This is a genomic window from Delftia sp. PX-1 (assembly GCF_055797465.1).
In genome coordinates, this window is record NZ_CP184763.1 from 3,992,228 (window position 1) to 4,009,156 (window position 16,929).

Here is a 16,929-nt window from a genome sequence, read left to right on the forward strand (position 1 = left end):
CCTTGAGCGGTCCTCCGGTTGAACGCTCAAAAGCCGTCATTCAGCCGAGTTGTAAGCGCCAGGGCAACATGCCCAGAAACGCTCGAGTTTCACTTGCCCTATGTCTCGCGGATGCCGCAAGCCGTGCCATTTCACAAACACGCGTCACTACCTGCACGTAGGCCTGTTCGGTGTGCAGGCTATTGTGTTTGTAACCAACTCGCTCACGGATCTGGTCCAGCAACCGTGTGGCGCACAACACAGGAGGGGCGGCGGGTTTTATGGCTGAATCTAGTGCTATATTTTATACAGAATACGTACCGTCAGGCGACGGCCACAATCCCCTTTCCGCGTTTTTTGCCAATTTAGACCGCACGCGCCAGATATGGTCTGCGGCTTGGCGATGTCTACATTACTTTAGCCTGATACAGGAAATAGCCCTATGAACGACACAGAGCAGAAAAGCTGGGACATATTTATCTCGCACGCATCAGAGGACAAGAACTCATTCGTGGCGCCATTAGCGAACGCGCTTTCTGCTTTTGGCGTAAACGTCTGGTATGACGAATTTGAGCTCAAACTCGGGGATAGCTTGAGCAGGAGTATTGATGCAGGACTTGCTCGATCGAACTACGGCTTGGTGGTTCTGTCGCCGGCGTTCATGTCTAAGAAGTGGCCGGACTACGAACTGCGTGGGTTGACGAGTCGTGAAATTGCGGGAGGAAAGGTTATCTTGCCTGTATGGCAGAACGTAAGCTTCGATCAGGTGGTCGCGTTCAGCCCCACTCTAGCGGACAAACTTGCGATCAAGTCCGACTCGCTGACGCCGGTGGAGGCCGCAGTCAAGATCATCGAGACTATCCGCCCAGAGGTGTTCACGCAAATCCAGCGTCGACTCGCATACAAGCTTGCTATCCGCGACGCTAAATTCCAACAAATTGAGATTGAGAAGGTTCACCCCGGGCCCATTCGGCATCCCGAATTGAGTGATGAGTTAGTAGGACGCATAAGGCTACTCCGTGCATCTTTGCTTGGCGTCTATACCCACTCTATGGAATTTTGGATAGACGGTTTCAAGAGAGATGCGCATCCATCGCAAGAAGTTTCATGGTGGGAGCACGTAGCGGCTGTGCATCGCGAATATGCCGCCATGACCCGTCTCACCAAAGATCAGCATCAAGCCGCTTATGAGGCAGTTTTCTCAATTGCGATGGGTGACGAAGCCTCCTTCAAGAAGCACTCTACGGCGCTTCCTGAAGGCGCGCCTGAGGTTATATTGAGTCTATTCAATCACAAGTTGCCGACATACGATATAGATGAAAAATCACCGGATGCGTCCGTCGCGCATTCTGAGGAAGTTATCCGTTCCGCGCAAAACTACGACAAGGAACAGTTTCCCAAAGACTTGCCAGAAGACTTGATTCGGGAACTGCTTGATTTGACCGAGCGAAAGCAATAAGCGGCTCGAGTAACGCGCTAGCACGGGTTAACAAGTCGATCGACACTGACATCCTCTCAGCGAGCTTCGCCCGCCTACTGTCCGCCGGTCATCTCCAACGCTAGAGCCCATGAACATCGAGTGTCCTGAGTGTCGCACTGAGGTCCCGTTCAGCGATGCCTTTGTCAGAGCATTTTGCTGGGCCGGCTCCGCTGTTGCATACCGCTGCCCCGCATGCGGCGTTCTTTGTCATTTCTCGCCGCATCTAAACACAGTGGAGATCGGATTTTTGGGTGCCAGCCCTGTCCTAGATCCCATTCCAGGTACTTACTATCCGATCGAAGTTCAAGTTCATCGTCGGGGCGAAAACCTTTTGCTGTCCTATGGTCGCCAGGAGGTGGAGCTGCCAAGTTTGCGAAACTACATTGAGCGCCTGCATGGCAAGTCGCCCGACCCTAACTCATCCTTGCAGCGGACCGCATTCGGCGGCTGCTGAAGTTATACGTTGGGCTGCAAAGGAACTGTCATGGAACGGCTAACGCCGTTGAATCCCGCAGAAGCAGTTGGCGAGCGCCTGACGCAGAGCTTATTACGGCAACTAGAAGTGGCGCTTGCCCCAGGACATGTTCTTTACGGTGTTCCCGTAAAGGTCCTCGCTCGGGGGAATGGAAATGACGCTCTCTTCAAACTGTTGGATGGCAGCGGAAGGGGAGCCGATGTGCATCTCACGTGGTCAAATAACGCGAGCGTTTGCCTTGGCTTGGCACGGACTTTTATGCGTCTCTGCAAGACTGAGCGGAGAAAGTCATGAGGCCTGAGCACCAAGAGCGGGCGAGTTAAATTGCTAGGTTTGTTGCCCAACCCTGCGCTCCGGCGGACGGCTTCGCCACCAGCTGAGCTTGAACGTTGAATGTCTGCTTCTTGATTCCATCAGCGACGGCTCATGGTCGAGAGCAGCCCCCAATAGTCACGCTCTCCACCTGTTCCACCAACCCCTGCTGGCAGCCCCAACCCACCAGAAAGGCCATGCATATCATGCGTGGCCTCCCAGCGCAGCACCCAGTCAATCCATCCCCCGCACCACCCCACGCTCCCTAACTCCCCCCATCACCCCCTCAAGCACCTCTTCCTGCGCCTGAATAAACGCAAGCAATTGCCCCGGGGTCACCGGTTCCAAGGCATGCCCCGGATAAGCACCAATGATCAAACTGGAAATCAGCCCCAACTGATCCTGCACGCGTCGCAGGCTGTTGTACTCGGGCTCGGAAAGTTGAAAGTACAGCATGGCAACTCCTCAATGAGCGCGCTTGGCGGCTGAAACAAAGGAATGCCCATGCGCCAGAAGCACGGGGCCATGCAATGGATTGAGAGAGGGTTCGGGCATTGATACGCCCGCAAGGAAAGCAGCCATAAGGCCTCCTGTGAGTACGTCCAACTGCTTTCGGGAGTGTGGCGGGACCGCCTGTGAAGGTGTGTTCAGCACCTGGGCGAGATGATACAGCGCTCTGGCGCAGCGCCCGCCCCCGCCTGTTGTCCGCCCGCCGCCGCGAAGCCCGGCAAGGCTCCGCGCTCAAAGACCCCAGCGCCCTCGGAACACAAGGAAGGCACCCACGCAAACGCATAGCCAGACGCCCACCACCAGGGCGACTCCGGCACGGCTTCGGGGCTTGCGGCCCTGGGCCTGCATCCAGGCCTCGGCCTGCTGGCGGCTGTCGGCCAACACGGCCGGGGGAAGCAGCCGCACGGTGTGCCAGATCAGCGCGGGCAGCAGCAGAACATCATCCACATAGCCCAGCACGGGGATGAAGTCGGGGATCAGGTCGATGGGGCTCAGGGCGTAGGCGACTACGAAGGCGGCCAAGGTCTTGGCATACCAGGGCGTCTGGGGGCTCTTGCAGGCAAACCACAGGGTGACGCCATCGCGCTTGATGCGTCGTGCCCAGGCCTTCAATCTTTCACCGGCTGTCATGGAGATACGAGGTTGTGACCGGGCTGGATGATGGTGGCCGGCTGTTGCCGTTGGGGCTGCGCCGCCAGGCCCGCGCAGCACTCGATGATATGGAACGCCAGCCCGCTGCGCGCGGTGTCCTTGTATCGGGGTCTTCATGTCCGTATCGCCACGGCGCCGTGCCTGTGGCCGCAAAGGCCCGCAGCACGGCGGTGCCGGCTGGCCTGCGTCCACTGGGGCAAATGGCTGCACTGACGGCAAAGCCTTGTCACCGCCCTCTTCCTCATTCCAAGTCCATATCGACTGCACTCAAGGCATGCATCTCGTATATGCATCTAGGAATAATCTGAAAATAATCAGCCACAAGCCTTTCTGCTTGACTTCCAGATACCCAAGAAATCAAATAGCCGGACTCCCACAACGGAATTCCCAGGCCATTGATTGACATTGGCCTTGGGAATGATTGCGAACGCGCAATCCCCACTCTCACACCTTGATATGACCTGATTTCCCACAGGCCTGATGGGAGGCCTGCGTTTGTGATTTTTCTGGCATTTGGCAAATCACCATTTTCTTATTCATTCCATTAACCATTCGCATGCAGGCCATGGCAACATCCACCGATCTCACCCGCCCGTATATCAACTATGAAAAGGCCTTCAACAGGCAGATCACCCGCGCCATGGACAGCCAGCAGGTGGACGTGGTGGTGCTCACGCCACAAGAGTTCCTAGGCGTCCTGCAAGACAGGTCGCGCAATGACCCACGCCTGGAGGCCAGCCTGCGCGCCATCCTGGCCCAAAGCGCCCTGGGCCGGTATTGGACGCAGACGGCCAGCCCCAATGCCGGCAAACCCTGGACCATCCCCGCCTCCATGTTGGCCAATGACGCGTACCTGTTCACCAGAACGCTGATTGCATTGCGCCTTGCCGGTGCGCGCACCTATGTCAAGGCGACGCCCAAAGGCACCTATATCATCATCACGGGCCGAGCCGGGTTTCGCGGCAATCTGCTGCAGGGCACGCGCTTTCTCACCACCAATCCCCGCATGGTCCAGATGGGTCTGGGCATGCGCGGCCTTCAAGGCGTGGCCAGAGGGGGCTTCATCTTGAGCTTGGTTGTGGGTATCGGCGTGGAGACATTGGACTTCATCTTCAACGACGAGAAGACCATGCATGACCTGGTGGGAGGGATTGGGGTGGAGGCGGTCAAGGCTGGGTTGGCGACGATGGTGGGTATAGGGGCGGGAATTTTTGTCGCAAGCGTAACCACTATTGCTGTTTTTTCTTTAGGTGCCATGGCCTTAATGGTACTTTTTACCGGGATAACTTTAAATGGAATCGATAAAAGTTGGGAAATAAAGAAAAATGTTATTACTTCATTAAAAATTTTGACAAACAGCACACCTTCTGGCATATATCGCGTTAATACTGACGCTCTCGTCACAGAACAGTTGAGTGGCAATCATGAAACAACAGAGATCAAAGAAATACCCCAGGACCATCCTAAAAACTTACTATCTCCTATCAATCGCAAAAATTGATTAGTCTTGAAATGGAAAAAAGAAATTTAACCGAAATCAGAAAATCAATAATATGGAGTATTCCACTTTTTCTGCTGCTTCTAGCAATGTCAATTTGGAGTATTTTCTATTCTCTATGCGAAACCGTAAATGATTTGAATAAACTCGCACCATCAGTAAGAATCACACCATTTGAACCGATTGCGTTGTGTGTGCCAATAATTTCAATCACAGGAATTATCATTGCAATACAAAAAGCAATCCCTTGCATGGAAGACGCCATAAAAATCACAACGCGTATTTTTTTATCCGCCATAGCCGCAGGAGTTTTTATTATGTTTTTTTGTATTTTTGCAATTACACCTTTTCAATACTATGCCATGCCAAAACTTGGCTATACCCGCTGCAACATTCTGGAAGATCATCCCACCATATATTTCACGGACTGGGTAAAGAATCCGGATTGGTGCGTGCGCGGCAAAAGCCGGGAATGGGTCAATGAGCAAGCTCGGCTGCCCAATGATTCAGACCATGGATCTCGGTGAAATGTCGTCCAAGGCGTATCCACCTGAGTGGTGGTATGACAAAGGGAAATCAGAGATAGCGCCATCAACCTGAGAGAGTTAAGCAACAGAAGTAAAAGAAGAAAAACAAAGACAAACGCTCGGTACAGCCCAGCAATCTGCTGGCACCTATTAATCGAAAAATATGGATATTTAAGTGGAAGAAAATAATCTGACCGAGTTCAGAAAATCTTTAATCCATGGAATTCCTTCCCTTCTATTGGTCTCAGCACTATCAATATGGAGTACAAAATATTCATTCCTAAACACAATAATTGATCTGAAAAATTCCGCTCCATCCGCAAGAATTACACCATCCAGTTTGCTAGTGGCGTATTTCCCTATAATGTCAATCACAGGAATTATTTTTCTTGTACAAAAATCAATTCCTTGCAGATCAAGTATCCTGAAAATCTCAGAGCGCATTTTCACGATTACCACAATCACGGGAGTAGTGATCATGATTACTTGTATTCTTGTAATAACTCCTTTGCAATACTATGCCATGCCAAAATTAGGCTATACACGCTGCAATATTCTGGAAGACCACCCCACCATTTATTTCACAGACTGGGTAAAGAATCCCGCCTGGTGTGTGCGTGGCAAAAGCCGGGAATGGGTCAAAGAGCAAGCCCGTCTTGCCCAATGACCAGATGATTTTCCCCGGGTAAGCAAAGAGGGGTCGAATGGCCTACCGGCCCAGGAACAGGCGGGTAGCGCGCAGGCCCAGGGGCGTCCAGTGCAGGCCCGGTGACATGGCCTGTACCAGCAACTCATGCTGGGCCGCTGGATCGAGCGTGGGGTAGCGCTGCTCGAAGAGCATCAGATCGGTGTCCAGTTCCTGCGCGCTGCGGCCCGGGTCCGGTCGCGCGCCAAGGGATGTGCGCAGGCGCTCGGCCACGCGAAAGCTCATGCGCCGCGCCGGTTTGCCGGGCTCGGCCACGGATTCGAAGGAGGCGCCATCCGCACTGGCCGGCCCACGCAGCCAGTCATGAATGACTTGCAGCTCATAGGGGGAGAAAACACCAAACATCTCTGCCCGCTCGCCCTGCAGCAGCTGCCAGAAGCGGCTTTCCTCCGCAGGCCGGTTGCGTTGTATCCAGCGTGCCTGCTCCAGCGCGGCCAGGAAGGCAGGCATGTCCTGCGGACGGGACAGCCAGTCATTGACGCTGCGGCCGGCCACCTTGCAGAAGTCCGAGTGCGCGCCATGCCCGGAAGGCGATTTGCGCGCCAGGATGCGCACCACCTCAGCTTCGATGTCGAACGACCGGATCACGTCCAGCGTGCTGGTGCCCGTGTCTGCCAGCCGGGCGCCCGCGCGTACGCGGCGCCAGTATTCGCCGCCATCGTCAATGCGCGGCGCGTTCTCCCAGGCGGCAATGCAGGCGCGCCGGGCATGGCCGGTGTCGGCGTTGTCCACGGTGACATGCAGCGTGAAGTAGTAGGGATCTATCCCCAGTTCATTGAGTTCGTAGGCGGTGATGAGCAGGTGCAGCGGCAATTGCTCATAGCCCAGGTTGAATCCCACGATCTCGGGCAGGAACTGCTGCGCATTCCAGCCCAGCGCCAGCTGTACCAGCCCCTGCCGGTACAGCTCGTCGGGCAGGTCCTCAACGGGATCAAGGCCATACCTAGCCAGGAGTTCCCGGTAGAGCTTGACGTGGTTCTTGTCGGCCATGCCGTCGCCCAGTTCTTCCACATAGGTGGTGACCAGGTCCGACATGCGTGAGTTGCCCGCATGCGCGCACAGGCCGTAGAGCCAGGAACCGTCCACCAGCTTGGTAGGTGCCACATTGCGCAGGAAGTACAGGGCATGGGCGCGGTTGCCGAAGTAGCGGCGTGCCGCACCCGCCTTGCGCTCTGCAAGGTAGGCCTGGTACTGGGCGTGCACTTTTTCGACATTGGCACGCATCCAGTCGGTCAGGTGCTCCGGGTTGTCCGGCAGGCCATCGGCATCGGCAGAGGTCTCGGCGATCACGCCGTGCAGGAAGTCCGCAGCAGCCTCGCGCTCCTGTTCGGTGGGCAGATGGTTGGCCAGGCGCTCGTAGAGCGGCACATGCAGGAAAGAAGGCTCAAGCGTGCCTGCGCCAGCGGCCAGTTCGGTACGTGGGGGGTCCAGCAGTTCTGTGTTCATGGTGGGGCTTTGGTCCGTAACGCCTTCAGGATGCGGTGTGGCCCTCGGTACAGCCATCGGGCCAACGCCTTCCTGTGCGTCGTAATACGCCTACCCTTGGCGCAGGCGCCCGGGCCGGACCGCCGTCGCCCTGGCGCCCGCGCTCATGGCAGGGGAACAGGAACCGGCCCGGCCTTGCCGGCGAGCATTGGCTGATACTGGGCGCCGGCCTGTTGGCCCTGCGCTGGGCCCGGTTATGGATAAGCGCGGCGCCTTGCTGATACTGAGATAAAGCCGGTCTTCCTGCCGCTGCCCGGCCATCGCCTCACGCTGGCGCTCAGCGCGCAGCCTGGTGCCCCCGCGTACTCCCCCTCCCCACCACCTCAAACCCCATATCCTGCGCTGCCGCCGCCACGCCACCGGCCATGCGCGCAATCAGTGCCTCTGCGCCCAGGCGGCCGATGGCGGCGCCGTCCACGCGCACGGTGGACAGGGCGGGCCAGGCGTCCAGCGCCAGGGCCTGGTCGCCAAAGCCCAGCACGCCGAATTCCTCGGGCATGCGCAGGCCCAGTGCGTGGGCGTGGGAGAGCACGCCTTGCGCCAGCGCATCGGAGCTGCAGAAGACGGCATCGGCCTCCGGTACCTGGGCGCGCAGGGCGTTCAGGGCATCGCGGCCACGGCCGGATTGGGGGATGGCTTCCGAGAAGACGATTTGCGCAGGAACCGGGGCACCGGCTTCCGCGGCAGCGCGGGTGAAGCCCAGGGCACGGCGGGCGGCGCGGCTGTCGTCGGCGCGCAGGATGGCCGGGCGCCGGTAGCCGCAGGCGGCCAGGTGGCGGAAGGCAGCGCGGCCCGCGTCTTCCTGCGAGAAGCCGACCGCCATATCCAGCGGATGGGGCTGGTAGTCCCAGAGTTCGACCACGGGCACGTCGGCATTGACCAGCAGGCGCCGCGTGCGGGCCGTGTGCTCGGTGCCGGTGAGCACGATGCCGTCCGGGCGGCGGCTGAGCATGGCGGCCAGCCAGGTTTCCTCATGCTCCGGGTCATAGCTGGAGATGCCCAGCGTGGTTTCATAGCGCTGCGCGGCCAGGGTGTGGATGAGCGCATCGAGCATGTCGGAAAACAGCGAGTGCCCCACCGAAGGCACGATGGCCGCCACCAGCCGCGTCTGGCGCGAGGTCAGCCCGCCCGCCAGGGAGTTGGGCACGTAGCCCGATTGCTCCACGGCCTGCGCCACGCGCAGCCGCGTGGCCTCGGCCACCAGTTCAGGCCGGTGCAGCGCGCGCGACGCGGTGATGGGCGACACGCCGGCAATGCGGGCCAGGTCCTTGAGCGTGGGCGCATTGGCGTTGCGCGGGGTGCGGAGGGTCATGCGAGGCCTTTGCCTGGAATGGCGATGGAGAGGCGGCTTGAGGATGATTGCGTGGTCATGTTAACGATGATGTCCATCAGCACGGTCTGATTGTTTCCTCTCGTAGGTCCGAATGGAGAGCGCTGCCTTTGCTTGAAATGATTGCGCAATCATTCAAGAGGAGACCACCATGCGCCCTTCGCTCTCCAACCGCCGCAGCGCCATGGCGCGCCTGCTGGCTGCGGCCCTGGCTGCGGCCTCGATGCTGGCCCCGGCACACGCCCAGGCCCAGGCTGCCTGGCCGGTCAGGCCGATCACGCTGGTGATTCCCTTCCCTCCCGGTGGCCAGACCGATGTGGTGGGCCGGCTGGTGGGAGAGCGCCTGTCGCAGCGCCTGGGCCAGCCCGTGGTGGTGGAGAACCGGCCCGGCGTGAATGGCTCGCTGGCCTCCGAGGCCGTGGCGCGGGCGCGGGCCGATGGCTACACGCTGGTGATTGGCGGGCCGGGCACGCATGCCATCAACCAGCTGGTCAATTCCAACGTGAAGTACGACGCGCGGCGGGATTTCACGCACATTGCCATGCTGGGGCGCGTGCCCATGCTGCTGCTGGCCTCGCCCAGGCTGAAGGTCGCTTCGGTGGCCGATGTGGTGGCCCTGGCCCGGGCCAGCCCCGGCACGGTGAATGTGGCGCTGACGGGCATTGGCTCGTCCAGCCATGTGACGACGGAGCTGCTGCGCCAGGCGGCCGGCGTGAGCTTCAACAACGTTCCCTACAAGGGCGATGTGCCCGCCATGACCGATGTGATGGGCGGCCAGGCAGACCTGCTGTTCGTGCCCGCCACCTCGGCCGTGGGCTTTGCGCAGGCGGGCAAGCTGCGTGCGCTGGCCGTGGCAGGCGAGCGGCGCCTGGCGGCCCTGCCCGATGTGCCCACCATGGCCGAGGCCGGCCAGCCGCAGGTCGTCAACTATTCATGGACCAGCCTGGCTGGGCCGCCGGGCATGCCGGCCGATGTGGTGGAGCGGCTCAACCAGGCCTGCCAGTCCCTCCTGGCCGAGCCCGAGGTGGTGGCCCGGCTGGCCGCCATGAGCAACGAGCCCACGCCGGGCACGCCCGCCCAGGCCGCCAGCTTCATCGCCGCCGAGGTGGCGCGCTGGAGCGAGGTGGTGCGCAAGGGAAACATCCAGGTCCAGTGAACAGCTTCAGGAGAGTCCCCATGAGCATGCTGCCCGCCAATACGTTCAAGCGCGCGCTGCGCGAAGGCCGCCCGCAGATCGGCCTGTGGTCCACCATTCCCTCCCCCTTTGTCTGCGAGATGATCGGCGGCGCGGGCTACGACTGGGTGCTGCTCGATACCGAGCACACGCCCACCGACGTGCCGCTGATGCTGGGCCAGCTGCAGGCCGTGGCCGCCGCCCTGCCCGCACCGGGCGCCCTGCCCGCGCATGCCGTGGTGCGGCCCGCCTGCAACGATGCGGTGCTGATCAAGCGCTACCTGGACCTGGGCGCCCAGTCCCTGCTGCTGCCCTTTGTGCAGAACGCGCAGCAAGCGCGGGACGCCGTGCGCGCCATGCGCTATGCCCCCCAGGGCATGCGCGGCATGGGCGGTTCCACTCGCGCGGCCAACTTCGGGCGCACGGCCGACTATGTGGCACGTGCGGCCGACGAGTTGTGCCTGCTGGTGCAGGTGGAGACGGCCGAGGCGCTGGAGCAGATAGAGGCGATTGCGGCCGTCGATGGCGTGGACGGCATCTTCATCGGCCCCGCCGACCTGTCGGCCAGCCTGGGCTATCCGGGCCAGGCGCGCCACCCTGTGGTGAACCGGGCCATCGACCAGGCCATTGCCCGCATCCGCACCTGCGGCAAGGCACCGGGGATCCTGATGGTGGACGAGGCACGGGCGCGCGAATGCCTGGAGCTGGGCGCGCAGTTCGTGGCCGTGGCGCTGGACACGCTCTTGCTGCGCGACGGGCTGGATGCGGCGGCGGCGCGCTTCAGGAAAGGGCCGCTGGCCGCGAACACGCCAGGGCCCGCATCCACCGCCGGCAGCTACTGAGGAGCCCCACAACCATGACACGTTCCCCCGAATCCCTGCGCAGCGCACGCTGGTTTGCTCCCGATGATTTCCGCTCCTTCGGCCACCGCTCGCGCGTGCTGCAGATGGGCTATGGCTACGAGGACTGGATGGGCAAGCCCGTGATCGCCATCGTCAACACCTGGAGCGATGCCAACCAGTGCCATGCCCACTTTCGGCAGCGCGTGGAAGACGTCAAGCGCGGCGTGCTGCAGGCGGGCGGCTTTCCGCTGGAGCTGCCGGCCATCTCGCTGTCGGAAAGCATGGTCAAGCCCACCACCATGGTCTATCGCAACTTCCTGGCCATGGAGACGGAGGAGCTGCTGCGCAGCCACCCGGTGGACGGCGCCGTGCTCATGGGCGGCTGCGACAAGACCACGCCGGGGCTGGCCATGGGGGCGATCTCCATGGGCCTTCCCTTCATCTACCTGCCGGCCGGCCCCATGCTGCGCGGCAACTGGAAGGGGCAGGTGCTGGGCTCGGGCTCGGACGCCTTCAAGTTCTGGGACGAACGCCGCGCCGGCCGCCTGGACGAGCAGGCCTGGCGCGAGATGGAAGCCGGCATTGCCCGCAGCCACGGCACCTGCATGACCATGGGCACGGCGGCCACCATGATGGGCATTGCCGAGGCCGTGGGCCTGGCGCTGCCGGGCGCTTCGTCCATCCCGGCCGCCGACGCCAACCACATCCGCATGAGCGCCGACTGCGGCCGCCGCATCGTGCAGATGGTGTGGGAAGACCTCACGCCCGCCCGCATGCTCACGCGCGCGCATTTCGAGAACGGCATTGCCTGCGCCATGGCCATGGGCTGCTCCACCAACGCCATCATTCACCTGATCGCCATGTCGCGGCGCGCGGGCCATCCGGTCAGCCTCGATGACTTCGACGCCTTCAGCCGCCGCGTGCCCGTGATCGCCAACATCCGGCCCAGCGGCGACCACTATCTGATGGAGGATTTCTTCTATGCAGGCGGCCTGCGCGCCCTGCTGGAACGTATCCGCCCGCATCTGGACACCGGGGCCATGACGGTCAACGGCAAGACCCTGGGCGAGAACATTGCGGGCAGCCAGGTCCACGAGGACGACGTGATCCGCGCCCTGTCCAGCCCCATCTACGCCGAAGGTGCGCTGGCCGTGCTGCGCGGCAACCTGGCGCCGGACGGCGTGGTCATCAAGCCCAGCGCCTGCGCCCCGCACCTGCTGCGCCATACGGGGCGCGCCCTGGTGTTCGACGACTACCCCAGCCTCAAGCAAGCCGTGGACGACCCCCATCTCGATGTGAACGGCGAAGACATCCTGGTGCTGCGCAACGCCGGCCCCAAGGGCGCGGGCATGCCCGAATGGGGCATGCTGCCCATTCCCACCAGGCTTCTCAAGCAAGGCGTGAAAGACATGCTGCGCCTGTCCGACGCCCGCATGAGCGGCACCAGCTACGGCGGCTGCCTGCTGCACTGCTCACCCGAGTCCGCCGTTGGCGGGCCGCTGGCCCTGGTCAAGACGGGCGACCGCATCACGGTGGACGTGCCCGCCCGCCGCATCCACCTGGAAGTCAGCGACTCAGAACTCGCCACCCGCCGCGCCGCATGGACGCCCCCGCCCGCGCGCTACGAGCGCGGCTATGGCTGGCTGTTCGGCCGCCATATCCTGCAGGCCAATGAGGGATGCGATTTTGATTTTCTGGAGACGGGCTTTGGGCGGGCTGTGCCGGAGCCGGATATTTTTTGAAGCATGCAAATCAATTCTTTCTTTCAGACTTCCCTATATGATGGAAAGAATTTTTTGATCCACATTGCATCAGAATATTGAAACCATGAAAGCAATTGAAAAGCAATTTTCCCAATGGGTCGACGAAACACTGTCCGGCGATCTGCCAGAAGGAATCGCAGCATTCCACTTCAATCTGTATGACTCGCCCACATCGCACGAGCTCCAGATTGTGGGCTGTCCGACCTACGACCCGCAGGACCCGGACTGGGCGTGCGATGACATATTCATGTCCGACGACCCTCACTTCGAGTTGCCGCACGAAGTCGTGGGAAGCGATTGGGAGAAAGGACTTGCTGCTGCCAGGAAACTGCTTGGCTCCTACGTGGCCTCGGAAGCGGCAGGAGCCCTTCGGCTGCGCCAGTCGCAAGCGGTGAGCGCCGGTTTTGTGGATGGAGAGCTCCACCTCATCTGGTCGCGAGATGCGTAATTGATGAATTCAGCTGGCGGGCAATAGATTTCATCCAAAAACTGGAATCCTGGGCCTGCAAGCAAGGCAGGCTTGTATATGTATCCGCTTTTGCTGACGGCGCAGTCCTACATTGCCGTTGGTCTTTGTCGTGAATAGTGGCTCTGTTCTCAACAAGGATTGACCCAAAGAAGCCAATGAAATAGCCATATTCGATTGAATATTTCTTGGTCACAATCATTTGTGCAGAAGTATTTTCGATAGCTATTTCCAATAGCGACTCGCCGTTTCCCAGTCCACGCGCACGCAATGCCCCCTGCCCTCCCGGGGCAGCCGCTTCCGTTGCCTTGCACCGCCGTGGACCTCAACCCAGAAGCAGAGGTGGCTGTGGACTTTCTCAGAAGCATCTTTCATCAGGCTCCGGAAATCGCGCTGTTCGCTGCCTTGGCGCTCGGTTACTGGGTGGGCAAGTTCAGGTTCGGGTCGTTCCAGCTGGGGGGCGTGGCGGGGTCGCTGCTGGCGGCGGTGCTGATCAGCCAGGTGGGGGTGACCATCGATTCGGGCATCAAGGCGGTGCTGTTCGCGCTGTTCATCTATGCCGTGGGTTTCGAGAGCGGGCCGCAGTTCTTCCGTTCACTGGGGCGGCAGTCGGTCAAGGAGATCCTGATGGCCCTGGTGGTGGCCGTGTCGGGGCTGGTCACGGTGGTGGTGATTGCCCGGGTGTTCCATCTGGACAAGGGGCTGGCGGCGGGGCTGGCGGCGGGCGGGCTGACGCAGTCGGCCATCATCGGCACGGCGGGCTCGGCCATCGAGAAGCTGGGGCTGGCGCCCGACGAGGTGCAGCGCATGCAGGCCAATGTGGCCATCGGCTATGCGGTGACCTATATCTTCGGCTCCTTCGGCGCCATCATCATGTGCGTGAACGTGCTGCAGTGGCTGACGGGCCGCAAGATCCGCGAGGACGCGATCCAGGCCGAGCAGGAGCTGCTCAAGGGCGTGCGCGTGTACGGAACTGGCGAGTCACCGGCCGTGCCGGATCTGGTGGGCCGCATTTTCCGCGTGGGCCAGGCGGGCCGCACCGTGGCGGAGCTGGAGGCCAGCGCCACCGCCAGCGGCGGCACGGTGACGGTGGAGCGCATACAGCGCAGGAACGCGATGGTGGGCGTGGACGGCAGCCTGGCGCTGGAGGCGGGCGACATCATCTTGCTGGTGGGCCGGCGCGCGGCCGTGGTGGCGCTGGGCGCCTCGGTGGGCGAGGAGCTGCAGGGCGCCGAGGGCATGGACGTGGTGATGGTGCGGCGCGATGTGGCCATCTCCAACAGGCAATACCTGAACCGCAGCGTGAAGGACATCCTGGACAGCCTGTCGCAGGAGTTCAAGCACGGTGTGTATGCGGTGGCGCTGATGCGCGCGGGCACGCCGGTGCCGATTGCGCCGGCCACCATGGTCATGCCGGGCGATGTGGTGACGCTGTTCGGCACGCCGCAGGATGTGCAGAAGGCTGCGCAGTCGGTGGGCCCCATCATCGTGCCCAGCGACAAGACGGACTTTGTCTTCCACGGCCTGGGCATCACGGTGGGCCTGCTGATCGGGCTGCTGGTGCTGCGCCTGGGCTCCATTCCCATCACGCTGGGCAGCGGCGGCGGCGCCCTGCTGGCGGGCCTGCTGTTCGGCTGGTGGCGCAGCCGCAAGCACACTTTCGGCAACATGCCCACGGCCGCCTCCACGCTGCTGCGCGACCTGGGCCTGGCCGGCTTCGTGGCCATGGTGGGCCTGCAGTCGGGCCAGCAGGCCGTGACCACGGTGATGCAGCAGGGCCTGACGCTGTTCCTGCTGGGCGTGGTGGTGACCATCGTGCCGCTGTTGATCGCCATGCTGTTCGGCAAGTACGTGCTGCGCTATGACAACGTGGCCGTGTTCGCGGGCTCGCTGTCGGGGGCGCGCAGCGCCAACCCGGCGTTTGGCGAGATTCTGGACAAGGCCGGCAACTCGATTCCCACGGCACCGTTCGCGATCACCTATGCGCTGGCCAATGTGTTCCTCACATTGCTGGGGCCGCTGGTCATCGCCTTTGCCTGATCACCCCTGATCACCCCTGACCGATCCCCAAGGACCACCAAGGACCATCACAAGGAGCTGCGCAATGAGCAAGGATTATCGGAGTCTGGCGAATTTGAGCCCGTTCGAACTCAAGGACGAACTGATCAAGGTGGCCTCGGGCAAGGCCAACCGCCTCATGCTCAATGCGGGGCGCGGCAATCCCAACTTCCTGGCGACCACGCCGCGCCGGGCCTTCTTCCGGTTGGGGCTGTTCGCGGCGGCGGAGTCGGAGCTGTCGTATTCCTACATGACGGTGGGCGTGGGCGGGCTGGCCAAGCTCGACGGCATCGAGGGCCGCTTCGAGCGCTTCATCGCCGAGCACCGCGACCAGGAGGGCGTGAAGTTCCTGGGCAAGTCGCTCAGCTATGTGCGCGACCAGCTGGGGCTGGACCCCGCCGCCTTCCTGCATGAGATGGTGGACGGCATCCTGGGCTGCAACTACCCCGTGCCGCCGCGCATGCTCACCGTGAGCGAGCAGATCGTGCGCCAGTACATCGTGCGCGAGATGGCAGGCGGCGCCGTGCCGCCCGAGTCGGTGGACCTGTTCGCGGTCGAGGGCGGCACGGCGGCCATGGCCTATATCTTCGAGAGCCTGCGCATCAGCGGCCTGCTCAAGGCCGGCGACAAGGTGGCCATCGGCATGCCGGTGTTCACGCCGTATATCGAGATTCCCGAACTGGCCCAGTACGACCTCAAGGAAGTGCCCATCCACGCCGACCCCGACAACGGCTGGCAGTACTCCGACGCCGAGCTGGACAAGCTCAAGGACCCGGACGTCAAGATCTTCTTCTGCGTGAACCCCAGCAACCCGCCGTCCGTGAAGATGGACCAGCGCAGCCTGGACCGCGTGCGCGCCATCGTGGCCGAGCAGCGGCCCGACTTGCTGATCCTGACCGACGATGTCTACGGCACCTTTGCCGATGAATTCCAGTCGCTGTTCTCGGTCTGCCCCCAGAACACGCTGCTGGTGTATTCGTTCTCCAAGTATTTCGGGGCCACGGGCTGGCGCCTGGGCGTGATCGCGGCGCACAAGGACAACGTGTTCGACCATGCGCTGGCGCAGTTGCCCGAGTCCACCAAGAAGGCGCTGGACCACCGCTACCGCTCGCTGCTGCCCGATGTGCGCTCGCTCAAGTTCATCGACCGTCTGGTGGCCGACAGCCGCGTGGTGGCGCTGAACCACACGGCCGGCCTGTCCACGCCGCAGCAGGTGCAGATGGTGCTGTTCTCGCTGTTTGCGCTCATGGATGAAGCGGACGCCTACAAGCAGGCCCTCAAGCAGCTGATCCGCCGCCGCGAGGCCACGCTGTACCGCGAGCTGGGCATGCCCCCGCTGGAAAATCCCAACTCGGTCAACTACTACACGCTGATCGACCTGCAGAACGTGACCTGCCGGCTCTACGGCGAGGCCTTCTCGCAATGGGCCGTGCAGCAGTCGTCCACGGGCGACATGCTGTTCCGCGTGGCCGATGAGACCGGCATCGTGCTGCTGCCAGGCCGTGGCTTCGGGTCCGACCGGCCTTCCGGCCGTGCCTCGCTGGCCAACCTCAACGAGTACGAGTACGCCGCCATAGGCCGCGCCCTGCGCCGGCTGGCCGACGAGCTGTACGAGCAGTACAAGGCGCTGGGCAAGGAGTAGGCCCTGCGCACAAGGCCCGCACGGCTCATCG

14 protein-coding genes are annotated in these 16,929 nt (G+C 61.8%); 10 read left to right on the forward strand and 4 right to left on the reverse strand.

Features of this window, described 5'->3' with window-relative positions; genetic code table 11:
• The first annotated feature begins 421 nt into the window (after window positions 1-421).
• The gene (locus ACN20X_RS18285; RefSeq protein ID WP_473209706.1) at window positions 422-1,438 is read left to right on the forward strand and encodes a TIR domain-containing protein; all 1,017 of its coding nucleotides are present in this window, start codon (window positions 422-424) and stop codon (window positions 1,436-1,438) included.
• 1,042 nt (window positions 1,439-2,480) lie between these two features.
• On the opposite strand, the gene ACN20X_RS18290 is transcribed toward ACN20X_RS18285, so the two are convergent.
• Together ACN20X_RS18290 and ACN20X_RS18295 are read right to left on the reverse strand one after the other, a co-directional pair.
• Complete coding sequence (locus ACN20X_RS18290; RefSeq protein WP_473209707.1) at window positions 2,481-2,702, reverse strand: hypothetical protein; 222 nt, start codon at window positions 2,700-2,702, stop codon at window positions 2,481-2,483.
• A 285-nt stretch (window positions 2,703-2,987) separates the two neighbouring features.
• Window positions 2,988-3,386 (reverse strand): YkvA family protein, encoded by a 399-nt coding sequence (locus ACN20X_RS18295; RefSeq protein WP_126311393.1) that lies wholly within the window; start codon window positions 3,384-3,386, stop codon window positions 2,988-2,990.
• 586 nt (window positions 3,387-3,972) lie between these two features.
• Between ACN20X_RS18295 and ACN20X_RS18300 the strand changes: the two genes are divergently transcribed.
• The 3 genes from ACN20X_RS18300 (at window position 3,973) to ACN20X_RS18310 (ending at window position 6,099) form a co-directional block, all read left to right on the forward strand.
• Window positions 3,973-4,908, forward strand: a complete 936-nt coding sequence (locus tag ACN20X_RS18300) for a hypothetical protein (RefSeq protein ID WP_473209708.1) — start codon at window positions 3,973-3,975, stop codon at window positions 4,906-4,908.
• A gap of 11 nt (window positions 4,909-4,919) precedes the next feature.
• Complete coding sequence (locus ACN20X_RS18305) at window positions 4,920-5,432, forward strand: hypothetical protein (RefSeq protein ID WP_473209709.1); 513 nt, start codon at window positions 4,920-4,922, stop codon at window positions 5,430-5,432.
• 175 nt (window positions 5,433-5,607) lie between these two features.
• A complete protein-coding gene (locus ACN20X_RS18310; protein WP_473209710.1) occupies window positions 5,608-6,099 on the forward strand; it encodes a hypothetical protein in 492 nt (163 codons plus the stop codon).
• Between the two features lie 42 nt (window positions 6,100-6,141).
• On the opposite strand, the gene ACN20X_RS18315 is transcribed toward ACN20X_RS18310, so the two are convergent.
• Together ACN20X_RS18315 and ACN20X_RS18320 are read right to left on the reverse strand one after the other, a co-directional pair.
• Complete coding sequence (locus ACN20X_RS18315) at window positions 6,142-7,584, reverse strand: iron-containing redox enzyme family protein (RefSeq protein ID WP_473209711.1); 1,443 nt, start codon at window positions 7,582-7,584, stop codon at window positions 6,142-6,144.
• 316 nt (window positions 7,585-7,900) lie between these two features.
• A complete protein-coding gene (locus tag ACN20X_RS18320) occupies window positions 7,901-8,935 on the reverse strand; it encodes a LacI family DNA-binding transcriptional regulator (protein ID WP_473209712.1) in 1,035 nt (344 codons plus the stop codon).
• 169 nt (window positions 8,936-9,104) lie between these two features.
• On the opposite strand from ACN20X_RS18320, the gene ACN20X_RS18325 reads away from it, so the two are divergent.
• From ACN20X_RS18325 to ACN20X_RS18350, 6 genes are all read left to right on the forward strand, one after another.
• The gene (locus ACN20X_RS18325; protein ID WP_016451747.1) at window positions 9,105-10,109 is read left to right on the forward strand and encodes a Bug family tripartite tricarboxylate transporter substrate binding protein; all 1,005 of its coding nucleotides are present in this window, start codon (window positions 9,105-9,107) and stop codon (window positions 10,107-10,109) included.
• Window positions 10,110-10,129: 20 nt separating this feature from the next.
• The gene (locus ACN20X_RS18330) at window positions 10,130-10,969 is read left to right on the forward strand and encodes an HpcH/HpaI aldolase family protein (RefSeq protein WP_016451746.1); all 840 of its coding nucleotides are present in this window, start codon (window positions 10,130-10,132) and stop codon (window positions 10,967-10,969) included.
• Between the two features lie 14 nt (window positions 10,970-10,983).
• Window positions 10,984-12,711, forward strand: a complete 1,728-nt coding sequence (gene araD / locus ACN20X_RS18335) for an L-arabinonate dehydratase (protein WP_473209713.1) — start codon at window positions 10,984-10,986, stop codon at window positions 12,709-12,711.
• A gap of 85 nt (window positions 12,712-12,796) precedes the next feature.
• A complete protein-coding gene (locus tag ACN20X_RS18340) occupies window positions 12,797-13,180 on the forward strand; it encodes a hypothetical protein (RefSeq protein WP_151020195.1) in 384 nt (127 codons plus the stop codon).
• A 366-nt stretch (window positions 13,181-13,546) separates the two neighbouring features.
• Complete coding sequence (gene aspT, locus ACN20X_RS18345; RefSeq protein ID WP_189354248.1) at window positions 13,547-15,238, forward strand: aspartate-alanine antiporter; 1,692 nt, start codon at window positions 13,547-13,549, stop codon at window positions 15,236-15,238.
• A gap of 64 nt (window positions 15,239-15,302) precedes the next feature.
• Entirely contained in the window at window positions 15,303-16,898 is a 1,596-nt protein-coding gene (locus tag ACN20X_RS18350; RefSeq protein ID WP_473209714.1) for a bifunctional aspartate transaminase/aspartate 4-decarboxylase, read from the forward strand.
• The last annotated feature ends 31 nt before the right edge of the window (window positions 16,899-16,929 follow it).